General features: G+C 65.5%; 19 protein-coding genes and 2 pseudogenes. 6 read left to right on the top strand and 15 right to left on the bottom strand.

The features are described 5' to 3' along the window. Nucleotides 1-119: 119 nt before the first annotated feature. Nucleotides 120-1034: a hypothetical protein gene (locus ACFYO1_RS06085; protein ID WP_387227650.1), complete on the bottom strand. Its 915-nt coding sequence runs from the start codon at nucleotides 1032-1034 to the stop codon at nucleotides 120-122. A gap of 665 nt (nucleotides 1035-1699) precedes the next feature. On the opposite strand from ACFYO1_RS06085, the gene ACFYO1_RS06080 reads away from it, so the two are divergent. Together ACFYO1_RS06080 and ACFYO1_RS06075 are read left to right on the top strand one after the other, a co-directional pair. Continuing rightward, a complete protein-coding gene (locus ACFYO1_RS06080; protein WP_387227648.1) occupies nucleotides 1700-2041 on the top strand; it encodes a hypothetical protein in 342 nt (113 codons plus the stop codon). Between the two features lie 28 nt (nucleotides 2042-2069). After that, nucleotides 2070-2696, top strand: coding sequence for a nucleotidyl transferase AbiEii/AbiGii toxin family protein (locus ACFYO1_RS06075; RefSeq protein ID WP_387227646.1), 627 nt, complete (start codon nucleotides 2070-2072; stop codon nucleotides 2694-2696). A gap of 76 nt (nucleotides 2697-2772) precedes the next feature. Here the strand turns inward: ACFYO1_RS06075 and ACFYO1_RS06070 are convergent. Next, a pseudogene (locus ACFYO1_RS06070) lies at nucleotides 2773-3168 on the bottom strand (23S rRNA (adenine(2503)-C(2))-methyltransferase RlmN); the annotation flags it as partial. Here ACFYO1_RS06070 and ACFYO1_RS06065 point away from each other — a divergent pair. Both ACFYO1_RS06065 and ACFYO1_RS06060 read left to right on the top strand, forming a co-directional pair. Then, the gene (locus ACFYO1_RS06065; RefSeq protein ID WP_387227643.1) at nucleotides 3131-3463 is read left to right on the top strand and encodes a type II toxin-antitoxin system Phd/YefM family antitoxin; all 333 of its coding nucleotides are present in this window, start codon (nucleotides 3131-3133) and stop codon (nucleotides 3461-3463) included. The pseudogene ACFYO1_RS06070 and the gene ACFYO1_RS06065 overlap by 38 nt on opposite strands. After that, on the top strand, nucleotides 3460-3858 hold the full coding sequence (locus ACFYO1_RS06060; RefSeq protein ID WP_387227641.1) for a type II toxin-antitoxin system VapC family toxin: 399 nt from the start codon (nucleotides 3460-3462) through the stop codon (nucleotides 3856-3858). The genes ACFYO1_RS06065 and ACFYO1_RS06060 overlap by 4 nt, the downstream gene beginning before the upstream one ends. A gap of 210 nt (nucleotides 3859-4068) precedes the next feature. Here ACFYO1_RS06060 and ACFYO1_RS06055 read toward each other — a convergent pair whose 3' ends face one another. The 5 genes and pseudogenes from ACFYO1_RS06055 to ACFYO1_RS06035 all read right to left on the bottom strand — a co-directional run. Beyond that, nucleotides 4069-5202, bottom strand: coding sequence for a TIGR02679 domain-containing protein (locus ACFYO1_RS06055; RefSeq protein WP_387227639.1), 1134 nt, complete (start codon nucleotides 5200-5202; stop codon nucleotides 4069-4071). A gap of 124 nt (nucleotides 5203-5326) precedes the next feature. After that, a complete protein-coding gene (locus tag ACFYO1_RS06050; RefSeq protein WP_387227638.1) occupies nucleotides 5327-9124 on the bottom strand; it encodes a TIGR02680 family protein in 3798 nt (1265 codons plus the stop codon). 435 nt (nucleotides 9125-9559) lie between these two features. Continuing rightward, entirely contained in the window at nucleotides 9560-10654 is a 1095-nt protein-coding gene (locus ACFYO1_RS06045) for a DUF2398 family protein (protein ID WP_387231711.1), read from the bottom strand. Nucleotides 10655-10703: 49 nt separating this feature from the next. Next, nucleotides 10704-12254, bottom strand: a complete 1551-nt coding sequence (locus tag ACFYO1_RS06040; protein WP_387227637.1) for a DUF2397 domain-containing protein — start codon at nucleotides 12252-12254, stop codon at nucleotides 10704-10706. Nucleotides 12255-12354: 100 nt separating this feature from the next. Next, a pseudogene (locus tag ACFYO1_RS06035) lies at nucleotides 12355-12621 on the bottom strand (23S rRNA (adenine(2503)-C(2))-methyltransferase RlmN); the annotation flags it as partial. Nucleotides 12622-12836: 215 nt separating this feature from the next. On the opposite strand from ACFYO1_RS06035, the gene ACFYO1_RS06030 reads away from it, so the two are divergent. Then, the gene (locus tag ACFYO1_RS06030) at nucleotides 12837-13760 is read left to right on the top strand and encodes a hypothetical protein (RefSeq protein ID WP_387227634.1); all 924 of its coding nucleotides are present in this window, start codon (nucleotides 12837-12839) and stop codon (nucleotides 13758-13760) included. Nucleotides 13761-14053: 293 nt separating this feature from the next. Here ACFYO1_RS06030 and rlmN read toward each other — a convergent pair whose 3' ends face one another. After that, a complete protein-coding gene (gene rlmN / locus ACFYO1_RS06025) occupies nucleotides 14054-15163 on the bottom strand; it encodes a 23S rRNA (adenine(2503)-C(2))-methyltransferase RlmN (RefSeq protein ID WP_387227631.1) in 1110 nt (369 codons plus the stop codon). A 125-nt stretch (nucleotides 15164-15288) separates the two neighbouring features. On the opposite strand from rlmN, the gene ACFYO1_RS06020 reads away from it, so the two are divergent. After that, entirely contained in the window at nucleotides 15289-15645 is a 357-nt protein-coding gene (locus ACFYO1_RS06020) for a lipopolysaccharide assembly LapA domain-containing protein (protein ID WP_387227628.1), read from the top strand. An 11-nt stretch (nucleotides 15646-15656) separates the two neighbouring features. Here the strand turns inward: ACFYO1_RS06020 and ACFYO1_RS06015 are convergent, their stop codons facing one another. The 7 genes from ACFYO1_RS06015 to rpsB form a co-directional block, all read right to left on the bottom strand. Next, nucleotides 15657-16388 (bottom strand): hypothetical protein, encoded by a 732-nt coding sequence (locus ACFYO1_RS06015; RefSeq protein ID WP_387227626.1) that lies wholly within the window; start codon nucleotides 16386-16388, stop codon nucleotides 15657-15659. Then, nucleotides 16385-17071, bottom strand: coding sequence for a hypothetical protein (locus ACFYO1_RS06010; protein WP_387227624.1), 687 nt, complete (start codon nucleotides 17069-17071; stop codon nucleotides 16385-16387). The genes ACFYO1_RS06015 and ACFYO1_RS06010 overlap by 4 nt, the downstream gene beginning before the upstream one ends. A 52-nt stretch (nucleotides 17072-17123) precedes the next feature. After that, nucleotides 17124-18080, bottom strand: coding sequence for a phosphatidate cytidylyltransferase (locus ACFYO1_RS06005; protein ID WP_387231709.1), 957 nt, complete (start codon nucleotides 18078-18080; stop codon nucleotides 17124-17126). Nucleotides 18081-18302: 222 nt separating this feature from the next. Next, on the bottom strand, nucleotides 18303-18860 hold the full coding sequence (gene frr, locus ACFYO1_RS06000; protein ID WP_387231708.1) for a ribosome recycling factor: 558 nt from the start codon (nucleotides 18858-18860) through the stop codon (nucleotides 18303-18305). Between the two features lie 50 nt (nucleotides 18861-18910). Continuing rightward, nucleotides 18911-19639, bottom strand: a complete 729-nt coding sequence (gene pyrH / locus ACFYO1_RS05995) for a UMP kinase (protein WP_387227622.1) — start codon at nucleotides 19637-19639, stop codon at nucleotides 18911-18913. Nucleotides 19640-19896: 257 nt separating this feature from the next. Then, a complete protein-coding gene (gene tsf, locus ACFYO1_RS05990; protein WP_378715123.1) occupies nucleotides 19897-20721 on the bottom strand; it encodes a translation elongation factor Ts in 825 nt (274 codons plus the stop codon). 100 nt (nucleotides 20722-20821) lie between these two features. Beyond that, complete coding sequence (rpsB, locus tag ACFYO1_RS05985; RefSeq protein ID WP_387227619.1) at nucleotides 20822-21676, bottom strand: 30S ribosomal protein S2; 855 nt, start codon at nucleotides 21674-21676, stop codon at nucleotides 20822-20824. Nucleotides 21677-22178: the final 502 nt, after the last annotated feature.

Raw genomic sequence — 22178 nt, 5'->3', positions numbered from 1 at the left:
CTCTAGGTCCTCAGAGATCCTCGTCAACTCGGACAGTCCGGCAACCAGTTCGGCGCGCCGATCCGCACGGAACGTCAGTACGTCATAAAGGTGGTGGCGATTCGGACGATTGACAGACATCAGGGCTGTGACCGCATTGCCGCTGTGGCGATTGCTTGGCGGGTGGCGTTCAGCTCGGTTGGTGAGAGGTCGATTGGGCGGTGGGTGAAGGTGTTGTCTTCGATGGCGGTCGGTGCTTGGCCGAGCGAGTGCGTGAGATCTTGGAGCCAGTCCGTCGTGTTCAGCAGGGCCGCCGATGCTTCGGTGCCCGCGTCGAGCAACTGGTGCTGCTCGAAACTCGCAGAGAGGGACTGGAAAGCCGCCATCAAGCCAGGGGGTGGGCCGGGGTCGGTCTTGGACAGCACATTGAGCATCTGGTCGTCCCAGTTCTCCCAGCGCCAACCGCGCCACTGCTCTGCGATCGCCTCCAGGACACCCGAATTGTTGTCGAACGCCCACCAGGCACCGGACCTCTGCGCTGGGACGAGATGGAGGCCGGACGGCGGCATGGTGGGCAAGCGGTCGGCGTGCTTCCAACCGGCGATGACGTCGACCAGTGCAGGCCCCTGCTCCAGTAGATGCGCCAAATCGATGGCGGGCGTGTATAACCGGGGTTTATCGGGACCGAAAACCGTGACGACGCATTGCGGCCAGCGACCGGCGCAGTAGTCGACCAAGTCACGTTCTCGGAATTCTGCCCAATGGACAGTCCAATCCGGCCAAGTCTCGTGCATCGTCTCGAAGACTGCGCAGCGAATCGCAGACTCCTTGCACACGGTGGAGTGCCACAACAACATTCGGTTATCCACGTCGATCACCGCCGCAGCGTCGAGGTCGTAAATCCAATTTTCAACCTCTTCTTGCGCGGTAGCAAACCGCAGTGCGCTCTGCGCTCCCGGCAAGAGGTCCAGATGTAGCGATCGAGCGCCCCAGTGGGTATAGAACTTCCGCTGTGCCCCTGCGTCGATAACAACGATCTCGGCTCGTGACCCCATGGCGCAACACTAAGGGCAAATCCTCAAGATCTACCTGCGAATGAACCTGTTCTAGGCGATCAGTGGACTCGCCTTGCACCGGCCGTCGCTCGACCGCGAAAATCGAAGCGCCAGAACTCAACTAGCGTCCAACTCGCGATCACCAACACGGCCTGAATCAATCCAACGATACCGAATTGCCACGTTCCAAACGGTTCTCGCGGTAGGCGAAACTTTTTCGCCTACCCCCTAGGTGGCGAGTTGTCCGCAGGCAACGGCGATTTCTTGGCCGCAGGTCTCGCGGATAGCGCAGGGACGCCTTGGCTTTTACGCTACGAAAGCATTCGGCTCCAACAGGTTTCGTATGGTGCTCTCATTTCCTTCCGAGGGGACTCGATAGGATCGTTTTGACTGCACGCGCGGGTCGCGGAGGTCGTTCGTCGGCCAGATTGCAGAGACCAAGCCGTCTGTGGAGATCACGACGTTGCACTGGGGAACCGAAGCCTGCCGGCGCCGGAGGTGACGCGGTGGACCGCCACGGGCACCGCTTGTAGTTGGCCAAGAGTCGTTCGTACGACCATCGAAAACTGATTGACCTGCGGAATTAGCTGCGCGTCGCCTCACGCTTCCCTCGGGCGCCAACGGTAAACTGGGCGGGCGAGCAACATGCCAGAAAGGGCGGGAAGATGCCGGAACCGACAGACGGCCAGCCGAGTTACCACAAGCCTGTCGCAGTACCCGAGGACCTACACCTGCTCACGGGCCCAACCAGTGGCATCGTCAACCTCCCAACACATCTCGACTGGTCCGGCCATGCCGAGTACGACCTCGATCGGCCGGGTAGAATCGTCGACCTCTATCGCACTGTGATCAACGAAGCAGCCGGCCCGGCCGACCTGTACGCCTACCTCAACGAGGCAGTTCTCAAACGGCTCTGGTCCTACATGTGGCTTCCGCAGCAGATCAAACGCGCCTGGGAAAGCCGGTTCCCCGAACTCGCGCAACTCAGCCGGCTGGCCTCGGCGTAGGCGTCCGGTGGAACCACGGCATCGCAAGTTGGCAGAAATCGCACTGGCGGTTGCCGGCGACCAGGGATTCGCCCTCGCCGGCGGCTACGCCATCCGCGCCCACGGCATGGGTAACCGCCCCAGCGGTGACGTCGACCTGTTCACCGATTGGCACCGCCGAGCGGATTTCCCCGAGGCGGTCAAGAATGTCGTCAGCGCACTCGAAAATCACGGCTACGTAGTCGCCACCACAATGAGCGGCGACACCTTCGCACGCCTGCTGGTTTCCTCGCCCGGCGAACCCGGCGCCGCGGACAAACTCGAGCTGTCGGCCGACTGGCGGGCGCATCCTCCGGTTTTGCTCGACATCGGACCTGTCCTCCATCCCGATGATGCCGTCGCCAATAAGATGTGCGCGCTATACGGGCGAGCACTCCCTAGGGATTTCCTCGACATCGACGCCACAATCACCAGCGGCCATTACAGCCGCGACCGGTTATTGGTCCTCGCCAAGGAATCCGACAGCGGATTCGACCCGCACATGTTCGCCGATGCACTCGGCGCGCTCAGCCAGATCACCGACGATGCATTCGCCGAGTACGGCACATCGTCAGATCTCGTCGCGGCAATGCGTCGCCGATTTGCAGACTGGCGACGCGAACTTGGAAGCTCATGAGTCCATCCGATAAGGTACTTCGATCAACCGTCGAAGCCTGTGACGAGGAACGCACCAAGGCTGGCTACCAGCTCGATCAACCCTCGGCGGCGAGTTGGCCGCAGGCGGCGGCGATCTCCTGCCCGCGGGTGTCGCGGACGGTGCAGGGGACGCCTTGGGCGTTGACGCGGCGCACGAATTCGGCTTCGACGGGTTTCGGCGAAGCATCCCATTTGCTGCCCGGGGTGGGGTTGAGTGGGATGACGTTGACGTGCACTCGGGAACCGAGGGCCTTGTGCAGTTTCTGGCCGAGCATGTCCGCGCGCCAGGGTTGATCGTTGATGTCGCGGATCAGGGCGTATTCGATGGAGACGCGGCGGCCGGACTTGTCGGCGTAGTAGCGGGCGGCGTCGAGGACCTCGGCGACCGGCCAGCGGTTGTTGACCGGGACCAGGGTGTCGCGGAGTTCGTCGTCGGGGGTGTGCAGCTCCAGCAGAGCATGTAGCACATGCGCTACTCTGGAATCCGTGGAGAGCATTGGCCTGCGAGAACTGCGACAAAACGCTTCCGAGCTTGTGCGTCGAGTCGAATCCGGCGAAGAGTTGACCATCACCGTCGCCGGGCGCCCTAGCGCTCGACTCGTACCGCTGGCCCCGGCAAGCACCTCACCGAGAACATGGCGAACCTACGAGCAGATCGCAGATCTATGGTCCGGCGTCAGCGACAGTGAATGGGAAGCGGACCGCGACCGCATAGATCAGACACTGCGCGATCCGTGGGCGCAATGACTACTGCACCCGAACTGAGGGCCATCCTCGACACCAGCGTCGTGATCGCCGACAACGTCATCCCACTGCCTGGCATCCTGACCATCAGCGCCGCCACTCTCGCAGAACTGCATTTCGGCGTCCTCGTCGCCCGCACTGACACCACCCGTGCGGAAAGACTGCGCCGACTCTCGATTCTGCAACGTCAATTCGATGCACTCCCAGTCGACGAACCAGTCGCAGCAAGCTACGGACGGATCGCCGCGGCAGTAGTCAACGTTGGCCGACAACCTCGAGCCCGAACAATGGATCTCATCATCGCGGCCACAGCCCATGCACATTCGGCAATCCTGTACACCCGCAACCCAAAAGACTTCATCGGGCTCGAAGACCTCGTCGAAGTTCACTCCGTGTAGCCGTCCGGAATGAACTGCTACCCATCTGGCTAATTGTCCACAATCGACAAGCACGGACCGCGCCACTGCAGGAGTTCATCGACCATAAAAATTCCGCGGCGATTTCGCAGTTCGTGCCGCCAGTCGCAACGCACCGAACCACCGACTCGTCAGCTCGCTCTCCTTGATGACTCCGATGAGAACTTCAGCGGGTACAGGCCTACACCCCGGTCACTGCTTTACCGCACGGCGTAGGTCGGTAAGGAGCAACGGGAGAATCGCTTCTTCGTGCAAGTCGTGGCCGTGGCTGTTCCGCGCTTCTTCCGGCAATGCGGCTGGGGCCGCGGCAAGGCCGAAATATGTTGTGTAGGTGTCGGCGTCGAAACGCCAAGGAACGGCGTTCGGGGCGATCGCTCGTAGCGAGTCGACAATGGCGAAACCGGCCGGATCGAAGTCGGCCCGGATATGGATCTCGATCCCGGCATCGGCAGCACCGACGATGAGATCCAGGGCAGCGAGCGCCGGGACCCCATCAGTGCACACCATAGCTGGGCATGCCGTCCCCAGCTCGTCCGCGGCCGCTTCGACAACGGTGGGGTTCTCGCACACGAAGAGCCGGGCAGGTGTCGGTTCGAAGCGCCACGGACCCAGGAAATCCCGCAGAGTCAGCCACAGCGGCGCCCCGAGCCGGTAACCGGCCGAGATATCCAGCGGCACATTCAGAGTCAGCACGCGAGAGGAGACAGTGTCACAGCGAACGCCCGCCGCAGCCCAGGCCGCCCGCCATGCCCGCCCGGGTCGTGCTGGCCGGTCGACGCCCGCGGTGGCGGCGATCAGGCGCGCTACCGCCCGTCCCAGTGCGGTATCGGGGTCGAGCCCATGTGCGTTGCGAGTCGTGGTCGCGGCCAACTGCGCGAGCCGCGTCGGCGTCCCGGCCCACGGCAACGCAGGCCATACGCTGGCGATCTCGGTGGCGAGCACAATCGCGTCGCCCGATCCCAGACGAGGCGAACCCGATCCGTCGATCCATGACTCGGCAACCTCGGCTCCGACTCCAGTGCTGTCCAGGACCTCGAGCACTCGGCGGCGTTCCTCGTCCGCCACTTGGCGTTCGGCGGCACGAACGTGCTGCCGCGCCACCAACGGCGCGCCGTCGAGAATTTCAATGAACTGCCGCACGGTCAACCCATGTTCGGCGAGCCCGCGCTCCAGCAATCGCAACGCGACTGCACGCCCCGAAACCTCCCACTCGGTGCCCAGCATCCGCGCCACCTGGCGACGCTCCTCGACGGTCAACTCGATCCGCAGCGGCCCGGTTTCCACTTGCGCGCCACGTCGTGCCCGGCGGCGGATCGCCTCGAGCACCTGCGCCGGACCAGGCAGCGCCGCCCACGACCGCAAGCCGGCGGGCAATTCTCCGCTCATACCTGCACCTCGCCGGCGCTCGGCTCCGGCACGCGAGATACGGGCCGGCACATGATTCGCTCGCTCATTCCGCCATCGTGAACAGGTCGTCCTGAGCCGGCGGCGGTGGTGCCTGCGCCACTCCAAGCCGATCGACGTCCACGCTGGAGAGCGTGCCACCGCACCATAGATACGGCAGTGCGTCGACACCGGGCAAATGACGTTCACGGGCCAAGTCGTAGATCGCGACCGCGGGTACCGAGTCGTAGGTACACCATTCGTCGTGCGCGGTCAGCATGATGTCGAGTTCGAAATCTACGGTCAGCCCCATGAACGAGGCCTTCACTTGCGCGTCCACCCCGGTCATCGCCTCGTCCAGCCACACCCAGCGGGGTGCGTCGGCGGCGGCGGCGTCGTAGGCGACGACGGCTGCGGCGAACAGTGGCTGCGACAGCAGAACCACTTTCTCACCACCGGATTTCGCACCGTGCTTGGCCGCGTCGAACACAGTCCATTTGCTGGTCGACCCCGGCCGATATTGCAGGGTGATCTTGAGCCAGCCGCGGTAGTCCAACGCCTTCGTCAGCTGCTGCTTCCACTCCGCGGCACCGTCGGCGTTTGCCTCGCTGCGGGCTTCGTCGATCTTACGGGCCAGGAATTCACGCACGCGCTCTTGTCGTTCCGCCGAGAGTTCGTGATATCCGCGACCGAGCGCTTCGATCACCGCGCCCGCGTCGGGATCGGCGGGATCCGGCGCACAAACCACCCGCACCGCATGCCCCTGTCTGGTGGGGTGCGCGGCGAGGTGGGTGTTGATATTGGCGAATGTGCGTGTCGTGTAATCGAGGCGATCCTTCAGATGCTCGATGAAGGTCGAACCCAGCAGGGTCGCCAGCACCCGTTGTTGTTCGGCGTCGTACCCGCGGCGCTGCTCCTGGACTCGCTCGGCAAGAGTGTCGGCCGCCGCGGGCGGGAGTTGGAAGCCGTGGGTGGAGTCGCTGTGGATTTCGACGCGAGGCAAGGTGTCGTCTTCGTCGAGTACACGCGCGTCCTGCTGCGGCAGCAGCGCTTGGCGCAGCTCCTCCAGCTTCTGCAGGCAGTGCCGCCAAGCTCGGGCCTCGACGGCCTCCTCGGCGTTCACCGAGATCTCTCGGCGCACCGCCGCCGCGAATTCCCTTGCGGCCTGGACGCTTTTCCGTTCGGGCGGCGGAATGTCCAGCGACTGGGCGAGGCCCTGGCCGACAGCTTCCCAAAGCGCAGTCATGGCCGCGTCGCGCTGGCTCTCGGCCTTGGCGCGACTGTCCTCGTGGTTGCGCAGCACTTCCTCGGACCGGGCCGCCGCGGTTCCTGCCTGAGTGAGCTGATCCGAATAGGTGTCGAGGTCGCCGGACAGCTCGGTCAGCCGTGCCTCGAGGGTGCCCTTGCGGTCGAGTTGCTCGCGATGGCCCGCACCGAGTGCCTTCTCGGCGGTGGCGAGCCGGACGCCGACCTGGCGGCGGTGGCCGACGACGGCGGCCAACTCGTCTTCGGCGCGCGCACGGGCATCGGAACGTTCGGCGAGCACGGTCTCCGCGTCCGCGAGCTTCTCCTGGACGAGTCCTGAACGGTTCAGCGCGTGCACGTATCTGTCCAGGGCCGAACGGAATTCGGTGAGCGCGTCGCGTTGAGCGTCCAGATCGGTCAGCCGGAACCGGTGGGTACCTGCATATTCGGCGAATACGGCGCGGGCCCCGTCGCGGCGGGTGACATCGGTCGCGTGCGCACGTTCGGCGGCCGCGAGTTCCTCGGCCCGGGTACGAGCGGCCCGGCCACGTTCGGCCCACCGCACAACAGCATCGGCGACCATGCGCTCGCCCTTCGCCGGCAGCGCTCGTTCCTCGATCTTCAGCCGGGTAAGTGCGGACTTCGCGGCGGCGAGCTCGTTATCGATGAGTGTCAGCCGACGGTCGAGCTCTTCGAGTTCGCCTTCCAGGTGCGCAATGAGCCGAACTCGCGCCGCCTCGCGCGCCGCCGCACCGACGAAGGCCGCCGGTCCCGTCGGTTCGGCGCGGCCCGTGAGTCTGCCGAGGCGCCAACTCCCGTCTGCGGCAAGCCAATCCCCGGACACCTCATCCGGCCGGTGGGCATACCAGCCGATCCCGGCCAGCACCTGTTCGGCCACCGCGGCCGCCACCCCGCCCGCCGCCACCGGCACGAGCACGGCGGTCAAGTTAGACACCGCCACACCATTCGAGCCCCGGCCGTCAGCCAGCACCGTCACATCCGCCGCATCGAAATCGACACTGCCGTCCGGATGCACCCAGGCGTCCAGCAAACCCGAGCCGCCCAACGCGGCCTCCAACAACGCGAGGGCCTCGTTGTCGACTTCCGGCGCCGGATTGATCAGCCGCCACAGCGGAGCGCCCTCCCGTTCGCCGAGATCCGGACGTGCGCGTCGCTGCCACAGGTTCGGCGCGGGCGGCACGGCCTCGGTCTGCCGCCGCGCGTCAGCTAGCTTTTCGCCAGTCGCGGCCCGCTGGGTGGCTATCGGCGCACGGTCCATCCGGTGCTCTTCGGCACGCTGCGACCAACTTGCACGGACATCGTGGAGGTGGGCGCGCATCGCCTCGAGCACCGCAACCGGCTGCGGCACCGTGCCTTCGTCGTCGATGATGGTCATCTCGGCAATCAAGTCGCACCACTGGCCGACCACCGACTCCGGGCAGCGCGCCACCTCCGCTTCGGCCGCCCAGGCCCGCACCTGCTCGGCGAAGGTATCGGCGGCGATCCGCACCGTCGCCAGCGCGTCGGCCTCGTCGGCGCGGGCCAACTCGACCGCGGTCGCCATCTGCTCCACCGACTGCCCGGAACGCTCCACCTGCCGCTCTGCTTGTGCCTGTGCCGCATCGAGTTTGCGTAGTTGCGCGAACCGTTCCTGCCGTGCCTGCAAGGCGCCGCTGAGCGCGTCGACCTCCCGATCCGGTAGATGGCGCACGACGGCATCGGCGAGCCCTGCGGCATCGGCATCGGTGGTGAGTGTCGCGGCGGCATCGGTGACAGCATTCATCGCATTCGTCGCCTCCGTGCGAGCGGTCTCGACTCGCTTGGTGGCGGTTGATTCTGCCGTATGCTCGGATTCGACCCGCATCGCCGCCGCGCGATGTTGGTCGTTCAAGTTCGACAGCTCCCGGCGCAAGCCTTCCACCCGCCCCGTCGCGGCGACCGCGTCCCGGTAGGACTGCGACTCGAGCAACTCGCGCAGCGCGGTGTCACTGTCTGCGCGTTCGGTTTTCGTCGTGGCCAGCTTGGCTTGGGCATCGGCCAGCTCGGCCCGCGCCTGCTCCAACCGCCTCTCGGCGGCCTTCTTTGCCTCGGTCGTCTTGTCCAGACTGGTTGTGGCACTCGCCATCTCATCGGCTCGGCCACGCAGCACGGTCCGGGCCCAGGGCCGCCAGCCGGTGCGGACGAACAGGGCGATCGCGCGCGCGGCATCCTCGGTGCGCTGCATGGACAGCCGCAGTTGCTCGAGATGCTCCCATCCCTCGGCAAGCTGGTTGACCTCATGAGTCGCTAACGGCGGCAACGCATCTCGCAAAGTAGCGGCCAAGCTGGCGGGGTTGAGCCGCTCCCCCAGTTTCGGTTTGCGTAGCTGCTTGAGCAATTCGGTGAGGTTGTCGTAAGACTCTGCCGACAGGTCGAATAGTTCGTCGGCCAGTCGGGCCCGATAGGCCGTGGCGTTCGGCGGCACTGTGATCCCGTCGATCTTCTTCAGATCTTTTTGTTCGATGGCCCGACCCTCGGAAAGCAGACGGAAATCGCGACCGGGCCGGCACCGGGTGTGGAAATGCCAGGTGCTCACCGCACCGGAGCCGGTGGCCCACCCGAGCAGAGGCTCCGAGACCACACACGAAGTAGTGGGCCGCACCGTCGGCGTCGCGGCGCCCGAACTCCACCCAGGCATATCCCAGACCCGCGTCGGAAGGCTCGCGCGGGTCGTCACCGTCTCCGGTAGGAAGCAGATTGAAACGCATGGTTCGATGCTGGGAACCGAACGGATCCAGCACCGCAGGCGCGATTTCACCGCGCAACAGCATCAGCGTCGTCAGTTCGAGCACCTTCGTTTTCCCGGCGCCGTTGCCGCCGCGCAACACCAAACGGCCGTCGGCGAACCAGAATTCGGCGTCGTCGTATTCCCACAGATTGACAATGCCGACCCGCAGTGGTTGCCAGCGCGGTCGGCCCGGCGCCGGCAAGCCACCCGAAGTCGCGGACCGCAGCCACTCCGCCCCCGAATCAGCGGCCGCGCCCTCGAGTTCGATGTCGACCTCCGGTACCAACGTCATTCGGTGTCCTCCAGACGAGCAGTGACGGAAACGACCCGGGGATCGCGGTAGCGCGCGGCGATCGGCGTGAGTTGCCACAACCCGGGCCGCAGGCCCGGACGCAGCAGATCCAGAGCCCGCAGCAACTCCATCGCTCGTTCGCTGCGCGCGGTTTCGGACGCGATCTCGTTGGTGATCGACTTGGGATAGCGGGCCGCGACTTCCAGCACCGCAGCGGCGAGATCGGCGTCGGTCACCACGTCATCGCCGGAACGTCGCCGGAACAAATCGTCCAAGATCATCAGGGTTACGAAATCGACGGCACGCAGTCGCGGGAAAGGCAGGTCGGTATCGGCCTCGTCCTGGGCGATCAGGGCCAACCCCTCCGCGCGCTGCTCCACCGTCCACCCGGTCATCTCGGTGCACCAGGCCACGACCCGGCTGCGCTGCCGGATCAAATACGCCCGCTCGGTCTCGGTCAAATCGGTGTACAGGCAGACCGGCAATTCGATCAGCCGCCGCATCACCGTGAACCGTTCGGCCGACTCGGTCAGCACCGGGCCGCGCTCACCGAGCGCTGCGGCGAATGACGCCGGATCGACCATACGCAGCAACATCTCCCGCTGCACCTGATAGGTGGTGCCGATCTTGTCGGCCCGGCGAGCCCAGCCCTCACCGGGGTCTGCGCCGACCTGCCACAGCACCCCCGCCGACACCAGCAACTCCACCGCCGCCTCGAACAGCTTCCGTTCCGCGAATTGATCGGGGTCATAGCCGGCGACATCGCAATCCTCGCGAGCAGACAGCACCCGCACCCGATCCGACAGATCCTGCGTCGTGGTGATGTCCTCCGTGTCCTCGGCCGCCGCGGCCGCCAGCAACGCCAGCACCAGCATTCGGCGGGGCGGAGTCGTGACCCGGCGCGGAGCCAACACCGAATCCCCCAGCGGCAGGCGGAACAACCGCGCTGCCGTGTCGGTGACCACCAGCCGATAACCCAGACGGGAACTGAACCAGTTCATCAACTCCGAACGATGCCGGGGATGGCGCACCAACGCGAATAATTCGGGATGTCGACGTCGATCCAGCACCGGATTCGCGAGCAGTCCCACAAATGCGCGGCGCCGATCCGTCTCATCGCGTGCTGTTGTGTCCACGACATCAGACCTCAACTGCCGGTTCGAGATCGAATCGCCAGTTGGTGGTGACGAACCGGCCACCCGGCGAGAGCACCGTGGTGGTCGCGCCATCAGCGGGCGAGGTCAGCGACACACGCCAGCGACCGTCCTCGGTCATCGCCGAACGGTACTGCTCGCCGCTGCGGCCACGAGCCACAGCCAGGAATTCGAGCAGCAAACCCAGCTCCGACTGCGTCAGCGCGTCCCATTCCGCCAGCGAAGTTCCCGACCGAGCCCGCAATGACGCCTCGGCCGCCCGGCGCTCCGCCAACGCTGCCGCTCTGGACCGGCGGGCGGCCTCGCGTCCCACCGAGTTGTCGATAGCCTTGGTGCGCTTACCTACCGCCGCCCGATGTCCGTGCTCCCGGAAACGGCCGGTGATCGGGGCAGCGTCCGCCTCCTGCCATGGCGTGCTGTGTTCGTCCGCCCCTTCGGCGGCAATGATCAGATGCCGAGCCGGGAAGACTCCGATAGCTGTATCCCACATCCGCCACGCCGACTCGTCATCAGGAGCCCGCTCGATCGCCCGCGCCAACGCGAGCAGCTCACCGCGGCGGGTCAACGCACCACCAGTGTCCATCAGAATGTGCATGTTCCGCGCCCATGGCGCCACCAGATCACGAAGTTGACGGCGCAAACGCCGCGCCTGCCCGTCGGTGCCCGCGAACCACCCGCCGAGCGCCTCCCAAGTTCGCGCCCATCGCTGCTGCTGCGCATCGACCACGGTGTCCGGCGCATCCTCGGGCAAAGCGCCCCGCACACACGCCCGCCACACCGATTCGGTAAGCACCGGCTCGAGTTCGACGATCATGTCGGCGATCGCCGGGGTGTAGGTGTCTACCTGTTCACCCCACATGCCGATATAGGACTGCAAGGTGCGCCACAGAATTTCTTGCTTGTCTGGGTCCGGGCCACCCGAGAGCGCGTGGGCCAGACTGCGTTGCCAGGTGCGTGCCGCCACCGCCATACCGTGATGCAGGGTGATGATCTGCTGAAACTCGGCCGCCGACGCCGGAAACCGGCGTTCGCGCAAGGTAATTGCGAACTGTTCCAAACGATCGTGGATGGCGCGTGGCGCCAACGTCAGGTCGGCCGCCGCATCTTCGTCCGACGACAGCTCCAATGTCCAGAACGTGTGCAGCCGCGCAGCGGTCGGGGTGAGCTGAAACCGGTCACGGCGACGCAGAAAGTCCTCGCCGGTGCGCGCGGGTTCCTGCCAGCGTGTCAACACTCCCCACCGCACCAGGCTTTCCAGGCGTGCGTCCAGTACGAACGCGTCCTCACGCAGCAACCGGTCTGCGATCTCCGGCGAACCGGTGCGCTCCCCCACCCAGGTCCGCAATTGCGTCGCGATCTCGCCGTAAGCCATCCCGGTCAAACTCGTATCCTGCGCCTCCACCATAACTTCCACGATCGCCCGGTACTGCGCCGCGAACCGCGACACCAGATACGCGGGAACAAGCTCCTGCCCCGGGAGATACGCCGCCCACGCATCAGCACCAGTCGCTTCCGCGAGCTCATCCCCATCAGACACGAGGACTACGGTAGCGGCCCGGTATCAGTTGAAGCCATCTGCTGTGGGTGGTTTGCAAACGTTACGAGTACGGGCGGAAGAACCATCAGGCGGGCCTGGAGAACTCAGCGACTGGCATCGGCGGAACGGCTACGACGTCACGACCGCCATGAGCAAGCACGTGGGAGCCGAGGGCCTTGTTCAGCTCCCTGCCGAGCAAGTCAGCCCGCTACGGTTGGTCGCTGCGATCACGAACCAGCGCGTACTCGATCAACACTCGTCGACCCGACTTGTCAGCGTAATAGCGCGCAGCGTCAAGAACTTCCGCAGCCGGCCTGCGAGTGTTCACCGGCACCAACGTGTCCCGCAACTCGTCGTCCGGAGTATTGGCAATACACCAGCTGCCAAAATCCTTCCGCCCGACTCCCACATCTGCTAGCGTCCAACACATCCCGCAACGGGACCAGCGGTCGGACCCTGGTCACCAGCAGGAACCCCTTAGACAGAATCATGCCGGGTGATGACCTGTGTAGTGAGCGCTTGCGCCTCTGCCCAATCCAAGAACCTTGGCGTGAGCACTTACGCGCACGGAAGGTCGAACCAATGAGCAGCAACAACCCCTTCAAACTCTTTCTACCGCAACACACCCCTAGCAAGCATCGCGTCGTCGCGATTTTCCAACAGGAGGGTTGGGACGAACTGAAAGCCATTGCCACATTCGACCAACGATGGGACGCAGTCAGGCTCGCTGACGCCTTAAACGAACTCCTTGCCGGAACAGATCTTGCCTCGGAATTCATTGACGAGGCATTGAAAAACGCCCCCGGACCCGTACGCGCTGAAGTTGAGCGTATATCCAAGGAGATTTCTGAAAGCGTGGCGTCCGAAATAAGGATACTCGGCAAGGTACACAATCGACACCTCGATGCAACAGCTAGGCCGTCGATATGTGGAGTAATGCGCTTTCCGGTTTCGGCGCCTCTTCTCGACGAGAACGGCATCGAAGTCGACGAAGATCAGAACGCCGAAAACGACGATGAGTACTATCATGAAACGATCATCACGCCACGTACCGCTGAAGCTTTGCGCACCGCAGGAATTGTCGCTGTAGATGAGATTCGACACCCCGATCTCACGTATGCACTACCCGAGTCGCTGGAAGGTCAGAAGCCTGCCTTCTACGAGAATCTCGCGCAGTGCTTCGCAGACCTGGTCGACGACTTAAATCGCGGACAGGACCCCGAACCTCGCAGCATGGGTGAAGAGATCGCATTATGGATGATGCTCGAAGATGCAGAGGACTATTCAGAATCGGACTACGCGCCTCCTTCGATTCGCGATCTTCCGGAGTCGCCGCAGGATTTCAATTTCGACGACCTCAGAGATGTTCTCTATCAGGATCACGACTTTCGAGGCCTACTGTCCGACCGTAAGAACCCTACAGGCTCAAGCCTGCAATACATCTTCAAGCCGTTCAACTACCCGGAGCCACGGCCGCGGCGGCGGCCTACCGCGACACGTAGGTAGCTGACATGAAGGGGTTGCCCCGGTCAGCACCCGGGGCAGCCCGTTCAGACTCAGCTCGTCGCCGGTGAGAGAGCCGGACCCACGCATCGTGACGACGGAAGTCGAAGCTCACCATTGCGGGATGAACTCTCATCGGCCAGCGACAGTCTGGACACGCCCAGCTTCCAGCCGTCTCCGGCGGGGTGCCGTAAATCCAGCATCTCCGTGAACCACTTATCGCGTCACCCTGGTCACGGAGTGACTACCTGACCGCACACCACGACTTGTTTCTGGAACTGAGAGCCTTCGGCGCGCTATCCCTCCGCAGCGAGCTGCCCGCAGGCGGCGGCGATCTCCTGCCCGCGGGTGTCGCGGACGGTGCAGGGGACGCCTTGGGCGTTGACGCGGCGCACGAATTCGGCTTCGACGGGTTTCGGCGAAGCATCCCATTTGCTGCCGGGGGTGGGGTTGAGTGGGATGACGTTGACATGTACCCGGGAACCGAGGGCCTTGTGCAGTTTCTGGCCGAGCATGTCGGCGCGCCAGGGTTGATCGTTGATGTCGCGGATCAGGGCGTATTCGATGGAGACGCGGCGGCCGGATTTGTCGGCGTAGTAGCGGGCGGCGTCGAGGACCTCGGCGACCGGCCAGCGGTTGTTGACCGGGACCAGGGTGTCGCGGAGTTCGTCGTCGGGGGTGTGCAGGGAGACGGCGAGGGTGACGGAGAGGTCTTCGTCGGCCAGTTTGCGGATGGCGGGGGCCAGGCCGACGGTGGAGACGACGACGTTGCGCTGCGAGATGCCGAAGCCGTCCGGCGGCGGGGAGGTGATGCGGCGGACCGCGGCCACCACGCGCTTGTAGTTGGCCAGGGGTTCGCCCATGCCCATGAAGACGATGTTGGAGAGTCGGCCGGGGCCGCCGGCGACCTCACCGTCGCGCATCGCGGCGGCCGCGGCGCGGACCTGGTCGACGATCTCGGCGGTGGACAGGTTGCGGTTCAGCCCGCCCTGACCGGTCGCGCAGAACGGGCACGCCATGCCGCAGCCCGCCTGGCTGGAGATGCAGAGGGTGGCGCGGTCGGGGTAGCGCATGAGCACGCTTTCCAGCAGGGTGCCATCGCCCGCTCGCCACAACGTCTTTCGCGTCTCGCCGGCGTCGCAGGCGACGTGCTTGACCACCGACATGAGCGGCGGGAACAGCGCCTCGCCGATCTTTTCGCGCACCGGCGCCGGCAGGTCCGTCATCTGTTCCGGGTCGGCTTGCAACCTGCCGTAGTACTGGCGGGCGATCTGGTCGGCGCGGAACTTGGGCAGTCCCAGCTCCTCGACGGCCGCCCGCCTGCCCTCGGCGTCGAGGTCGGCGAGGTGCCGAGGCGGCATGCCACGGCGCGGAGCATCGAAAACGAGGGGCAGGGAGACGGTCATAGTTCTCCCATTCTCCCATCTGGGCGAATGTGCCGCACACCCGCCCGTCGGCCGGGGCCTCGACATGACCAGTTCGTTGCAATGAAATACGTGTAACTGCCATAGCAGTGGGCAATGATCGGGATATGTCCACCAATGCTGATCACCTGTCGGATCCCGATCCGGCGTTCCCGAACGAGCCGGTGACCAAAGCGCCCCCGGCCACCACTCCGCCGGCCGTCCCTGCCGCCAAGCATCGCCAGTCGCTGTCCTCCCGGATCGGCAACACCTGGATTGGGCTGATCGCCGGTGCGCTGATCCTGATCGTGCTGCTGGTCTTCATCCTGCAAAACCTCGACCAGGTCCAGGTCGGCCTCTTCTTCTGGCACTTCTCCCTGCCCCTCGGCGTCGCCGTCCTGCTGTCGGTGATCGGCGGCGCGCTGGTGATGGCCTTGGTCGGCGGCGTCCGCATCCTGCAGCTGCGCCGAGCCGCGAAGAAGTAGGTCGAAGCGGCTCAGCCCGCGAGAGCCCGGACGAGCGCACGGATCCGGGCCGGGTTCCCGTGCCAACTACGCAGTGCCCGCCCCGGCTGATCGAAGTGCTTGCGCAGCAAGCCGAGTGCTTCGGTAAAGGTAGTGCCACTCGGCCATACCGCCTGATCGGCGTAGCCGCACTCCAGCAGCCGGGCGATATCTTCCGCATCGCGCGGCGCCAGCCGCTGCCCGTAGGCGAACACCTTGATACAGATGGCGGTCGGTATATCCGGGATCGCGATCCGAGTGGCAAGCCGGGTGCCATCGGTCAGCGTGGCGTCGAGTGCGATCCACACCGGATCTCTGGCCAGTGCGACGTGCAAGGCGGGAATTCCGTCGACGGCGATCGGCCCGGCGTCGAGGTCGGGCACGTGCCGATTGGTACACGAAGGAGCCAGCAAGTCGATCGTCGCGGCGGTTCCAGCGACCGAGCGCTCGAATCGGTTTCCGGATCGCGGATTGTCGTAGCCCAGCTCGCGCAAGCTGTCCAGCAGGACGCCGTCGCGAATGGCGATCAGCTCGACCGCGAGGTCGGCATCCCGGGTGGCGCGCAGCGGGATCGAAACCCCGCTGCGCAGGACGTGCAGGTTGACCATGTGCCCACCGACCACCGCCCACGACTCCAGCCCCCGCGAGACGACCGCGGCATCGGCCAGCGCTCGGTACGCGCCGTCCTCGGCTCGCGAACCGCTGTAGACCGCAATATCTTTCACGCGGCGCGCTCGAGCTCGGCGCGCGCGGTGAGGAATCGTTCTTCGAGTTCGGCGACGGCGTCGGCGGCGTCGGGTTTGTTGCCGATGAGCATGTGCCTGGCCACCTCGATGACCGGCGCCAGCGGCCACACCTGGGCCTGCAGTCCACCCATCGCGGCGGCCAGCGCCGAGTCGAGGCGCCAGCCGGGTGGGGTTTCGCCGATGGTTACCACCAGACTCGCGTCGGACGGATCCGTATCGACCGGGACGAAACCTGCGTCATCCAACTCCAAATGCGCGTCGGCATGCAGCACGACGATCTCCGGAATTCGCCAGGGAGCGATTCGGTCGGCCGCCCAGTCACCGCATACGTGCAGTGAAACCCGCTGTGCGGCGGCCCGTTCGAGCGCGAGTTCGATCTGCCTCGGGCCGTTGTCCAGGCTGTACCAGGCTTCCACCGTGGTCACCCTGGGCGGACGAGCGGTGACGAGGTGGTCGAAAACCTCGCGCGGACGCAGCACCCGCCAGCCCTCGACGCAGCGCTCGGTCCAGCCGCGCTCGTCGGCGATCGCCATGATCTGCGAAACCCGGGCCTGGGTGACGCCCGTGGCCGCCGCGATATGCACCTGGCGCTGCGGTGCCGGAGTGCCGAGCAGGTACGACAGCACCGCTACCTCGGCATGCGACAGTCGGAACTCGGCCATGCGACGAGTATAAATTTTTGCCCATGGTCGGGCAAATATTTATAGTGCCTGGTCAGAGGAGGGTGGAGAGGACTAGCCAGGAGACGAAGGCGGAGGGGAGCATGGAGTCGAGGCGGTCCATGATGCCGCCGTGGCCGGGGAGCAGGGTGCCCATGTCCTTGATGCCGAGTTCGCGCTTGATCTGGGATTCGATCAGGTCGCCGCAGGTGGCGACCAAGACGAGGCCGACGCCGAGGACGACGCCGATCATCGAGTTGGCGTCGAGCAGCAGGGTGACGGTGAGCAGGCCGCCGATGACGCTGAAGACGAGCGAGCCGCCGAAACCCTCCCAGGATTTCTTCGGGCTGATCGACGGCACCATCGGATGCCTGCCGAACAGCACCCCGGCGACGTATCCGCCGACGTCGGAGCAGACGACCAGGATCATGAAGGTCAGCACCCGCAGATTGCCGTCGGGTTCGAGCAGCAGCAGGGTCGCGAACGAGGCGAGCAGCGGGATCCAGGCCAGGGTGAAGATGGCAATGGCGGTGTCGCGCAGGAAGTTTCGCGGCGCGGTTTGCAATCCGTGGTCGAACAGCCGCCACACCATGCAGGTCAGCGCGGTGGCGGCGAAGGCACCCGCGACCCCGCTCGCACCGTAGGGCCAGCCGAGCCAGAACACGGCCTGACCACCGGCGATGAGCGGAATCCGCGGCACCAGAACGTCGGCTTCGCGAAGCCGCTTGGCGACCTCCCAGGTGGCGACACCCACCGCGACGCCGACCACGCCGATGAACACCTTCGGCACGAACAGCAGGATCGCGATCAGCGACAACCCGAGCCCGAACCCGACGGCGAGCGCCGCGGGCAGGTTCCGCCCGGCCCGCGAACCGGCCGGTGGAGTCGCGGCGAGCACCGCGTTCGGGCCGTGCGCCTCCGGGTCGTGCTCGGCCGCGGAGACGGCCGGAACCGCCTGCTCGGCGGCGGCCGACGCCCATCCGGCACCGTCGGCGGCCGGAGCGTCGTGCACGGACGCCGCAGCCGAGGCTAACGGCTCGTGACCCGATGCTCCCGCATCGCGCACGCGCTCCTGCCTCGGATCAGCTGTGCCGTTCACCGGCCTCGGCTCCTCAGCCGCACCGGTCGCGGCGGCGTTCTCGGCCACGATTGTCCCGTCGCTCAACTCGTCGTTCCGTTCGTCCCCCGCCCGGGCGGGCCTGCTGCGTCGATCGGCGGCGCGCCGCCGTCAGCGTCAGACCTCGAGCAGTTCAGCTTCTTTGTGCTTGACCAGTTCGTCGATCTGGCCGACATACTTGGCGGTGGTCTTGTCGAGGTCCTTCTCGGCACGCCCGACCTCGTCCTCACCCGCCTCGCCATCCTTCTGGATGCGCGACAGTTCGTCCATGGCTTTGCGGCGGACATTGCGGATCGACACCTTGGCGTCCTCCCCCTTGCCCTTGGCCTGCTTGGCCAGCTCGCGGCGGCGCTCCTCGGTCAGCTGCGGCACCGAAATGCGAATGATGTCACCGTTGTTGGTGGGGTTGACGCCGAGATCGGAGTTGCGGATCGCGGTTTCGATTGCCCCGAGCTGCGCCTGCTCGTACGGCTTGATGACGACCATGCGCGGCTCCGGCACCGTGATGCTGGACATCTGGGTGATCGGGGTCAGCGAGCCGTAGTAGTCCACGACGATCCGAGAGAACATCCCCGGGTTGGCACGTCCGGTGCGGATGCCCGCGAGATCGTCCTTCGCTACCGTGACAGCCTTTTCCATCTTCTCCTCGGCGTCGAAGAGCGCTTCTTCAATCACGACCGTTTCCTCCACAGCGTCGTCATCGTCATGATCCGCGGGTCGCGGGGTCAGGACCGAACCAATGTGCCGATCTTCTCACCGGCGACCGCTCGGGCGATATTGCCCTTGGTCAACAAATTGAACACCAGCATCGGCATCTGGTTGTCCATACAGAGACTGAAGGCGGTCGCGTCGGCGACCTTGAGCCCCTTCTCGATGACCTCTTTGTGGGTGATCTCGGAGTACATGGTGGCGTCTTCGTCGACCTTGGGATCGGCGGTGAACACGCCGTCGACCGCCTTGGCCATCAGCACCACCTCGGCACCGATCTCCAGGGCGCGCTGCGCGGCCGTGGTGTCGGTGGAGAAGTAGGGCATGCCCATGCCTGCCCCGAAGATGACCACGCGGCCCTTCTCCAGGTGGCGCCTGGCGCGCAGCGGCAGGTACGGCTCGGCGACCTGACCCATGGTGATCGCGGTCTGCACCCGGGTCTCGATCCCCTGCTTCTGCAAAAAGTCTTGCAGCGCAAGGCTGTTCATCACGGTGCCGAGCATGCCCATGTAGTCCGAGCGGGCGCGTTCCATGCCGCGCTCCTCGAGCTCGGCGCCGCGGAAGAAGTTGCCGCCGCCGATCACCACGGCCACCTGCACGCCGGTCACGACGACCTCGGCGATCTGCTCGGCGACCGTCTCCACCACGTCGGGGTCGAGTCCGACGCGGCCACCGCCGAACATCTCGCCGCCTAGCTTGAGAAGCACCCGGCGATATCCTGGGCGATCGATCCCCGGGTCCGTCATGGGTGTTCTTCTCCTTCGGCGGTCAACGTTGTTCTCGGCAGGCAAGTGCGTCACAGAATTCGGCAGCTCGGAAAGGCTCCTCAACACGGAGCGGCCCCTATCCTGCCCTATGCGTGTTCTGTGGCATAAGAAGACCCCCCGTCAACCGGCAAATCGGTCGACAGGGGGTCTGCTCGCTATGGTGCTGTGAGTGCGGCTAGACCCGGTCCCGCACGTCTCGACCCCGGTGTTCGCCGGGACGAGCGCGCGGGGCGCGATCAGTTGGCGCCGACCTCGAAGCGGGCGAAGCGGGTCACGGTGACCCCGGCCTCGTCCAGCAGGGCCTTGACGGTCTTCTTCGAATCGGTGACCGACGACTGCTCGAGCAGCACGACGTCCTTGAAGAAGCCGTTGACCCGGCCCTCGGTGATCTTCGGCAGCGCGGCCTCGGGCTTGCCCTCTTCGCGCGCGGTCTGCTCGGCGATGCGGCGCTCGTTCTCCACGATGTCGGCCGGAACCTCGTCGCGGGTCACGTACTTCGCCTTGAGCGCGGCAACCTGCATGGCGGCGGCACGCGCGGCCTCGGCCGCCGCGTCACCCTCGCCCTGGTACTCGATCAGCACGCCGACGGCCGGCGGCAGATCCGAGGCACGCTTGTGCAGGTAGGTGGCGACCGGGCCGTCGAGCGAGATCACGCGACGCAGCTCGAGCTTCTCGCCGATCTTCGCGGCGAGCGCCTGCACGGCCTCGTCGGCGGTCTGGCCGCCGAGGTCGATGGCCTTGAGCGCGTCCAGGTCGGCGGGCTTGGCCGCCGCGGCGGCAGCCACGATCTGGTCGGCCAGCGCCTGGAACTCCGCGTTCTTCGCGACGAAGTCGGTCTCGGAGTTGATCTCGACCATGACGCCGCCCTTGGCGGTGACCAGGCCCTCGGCGGTGGTGCGCTCGGCACGCTTGCCGACATCCTTGGCGCCCTTGATGCGCAGGATCTCGACCGCCTTGTCGAAGTCGCCGTCGGTCTCGGCCAGCGCGTTCTTACAGTCCATCATCCCGGAGCCGGTGAGCTCCCGGAGCCGCTTCACGTCGGCGGCGGTGTAGTTCGCCATCGGTGGCGAGCCTCCTTCGGAGAAAGTGCTTGAGTACTGGGCAGCGGTGATCACCATCGCACGCGTTGGTGATCACCGCTGGAACAGCGAGTTACGAGACTCAGGCCTCGGCCGGGGTCTCCACCGGGGCGGCTTCCGCGGCAGCGTCGGCGGGGGCTTCGGCCGGCGCGTCGGCGGCGGGTGCGGCCGAAGCGAGCAGCTCCTGCTCCCACTCGGCCAGCGGCTCGCCCGCGCCCGCTTCCGGCTTGTCGTCACCGGAGGACAGGCCGGCCCGCGCCTGCACGCCCTCGGCCACCGCGGAGGCGACGACCTTGGTCAGCAGAGCGGCGGAACGGATCGCGTCGTCGTTACCCGGGATCGGGTAGTCGACCAGGTCGGGGTCGCAGTTGGTATCCAGGATCGCGATGACCGGGATGTTCAGCTTGCGCGCCTCGCCGACGGCGATGTGCTCCTTGTTGGTGTCGACGACCCAGATGGCCGAGGGCACCTTGGCCATGTCGCGGATACCGCCGAGGGTGCGGTCCAGCTTGTTCATCTCACGCGTGAGCATGAGGATTTCCTTCTTGGTGCGACCCTCGAAGCCACCGGTCTGCTCCATGGCCTCGAGCTCCTTGAGGCGCTGCAGACGCTTGTGCACGGTGGAGAAGTTGGTGAGCATGCCACCCAGCCAGCGCTGGTTGACGTAGGGCATCCCGACGCGAGTCGCCTCGGCCGCGATCGACTCCTGGGCCTGCTTCTTCGTGCCGACGAAGAGAACGGTGCCACCGTGGGCGACAGTCTCCTTGACGAACTCGTAGGCCTTGTCGATGTAGGTCAGCGTCTGCTGCAGGTCGATGATGTAGATGCCGTTGCGGTCGGTGAAGATGAACCGCTTCATCTTCGGGTTCCAGCGCCGTGTCTGGTGCCCGAAGTGCGCGCCGCTGTCGAGCAGCTGCTTCATTGTTACGACAGCCATAGCTCCCGTATCTCTCTTTCGTTTGCCGGTTGACGCAACGAATCGGTGATTCGTTGCCCTGGCGCCTCCGAACCGTCGGACCCGACCGCGAGGGTGGGGACCAGCCGACGACTCCCTGCTCCGCACAGGCTCTGCCGCGAACCGAAAACTACTGAACTCGATTCGAACAGCGCCGCTGCGAACAAGCACGGGGTGGCGCGCGAAGTCGGTCCATGCACGCACAGACCGCTCAATCAGTCTACGGGGTAGGGGGCTCAGCTTCTAAATCGGCCTGTCAGGAGGTACGCGAGGGTGATTGCGACAGGTGGAACGAGGGATGTCCACAGTCGAGAAAGTTGTCCACAATCGGGGTGGTGGGGGTTCCGCGCGGGGGCCGGGCGGATGAGGCTTCATGCATGCCTTCGAATCCGATTTCCTCGATGACGACGCTGGTCATACCGCTTTTCTTCGTGCTTGCCGTGCTGACGGCGCCGCCCGGTACGGCGGGTACGCAGGCAGTGGT

The sequence above is a fragment of the Nocardia sp. NPDC006044 genome, from assembly GCF_042871115.1.
Lineage (GTDB): Bacteria > Actinomycetota > Actinomycetes > Mycobacteriales > Mycobacteriaceae > Nocardia.
The sequence above is the reverse complement of the archived record's forward strand: the minus strand, read 5'-3'. Positions and strand labels throughout refer to the sequence as shown.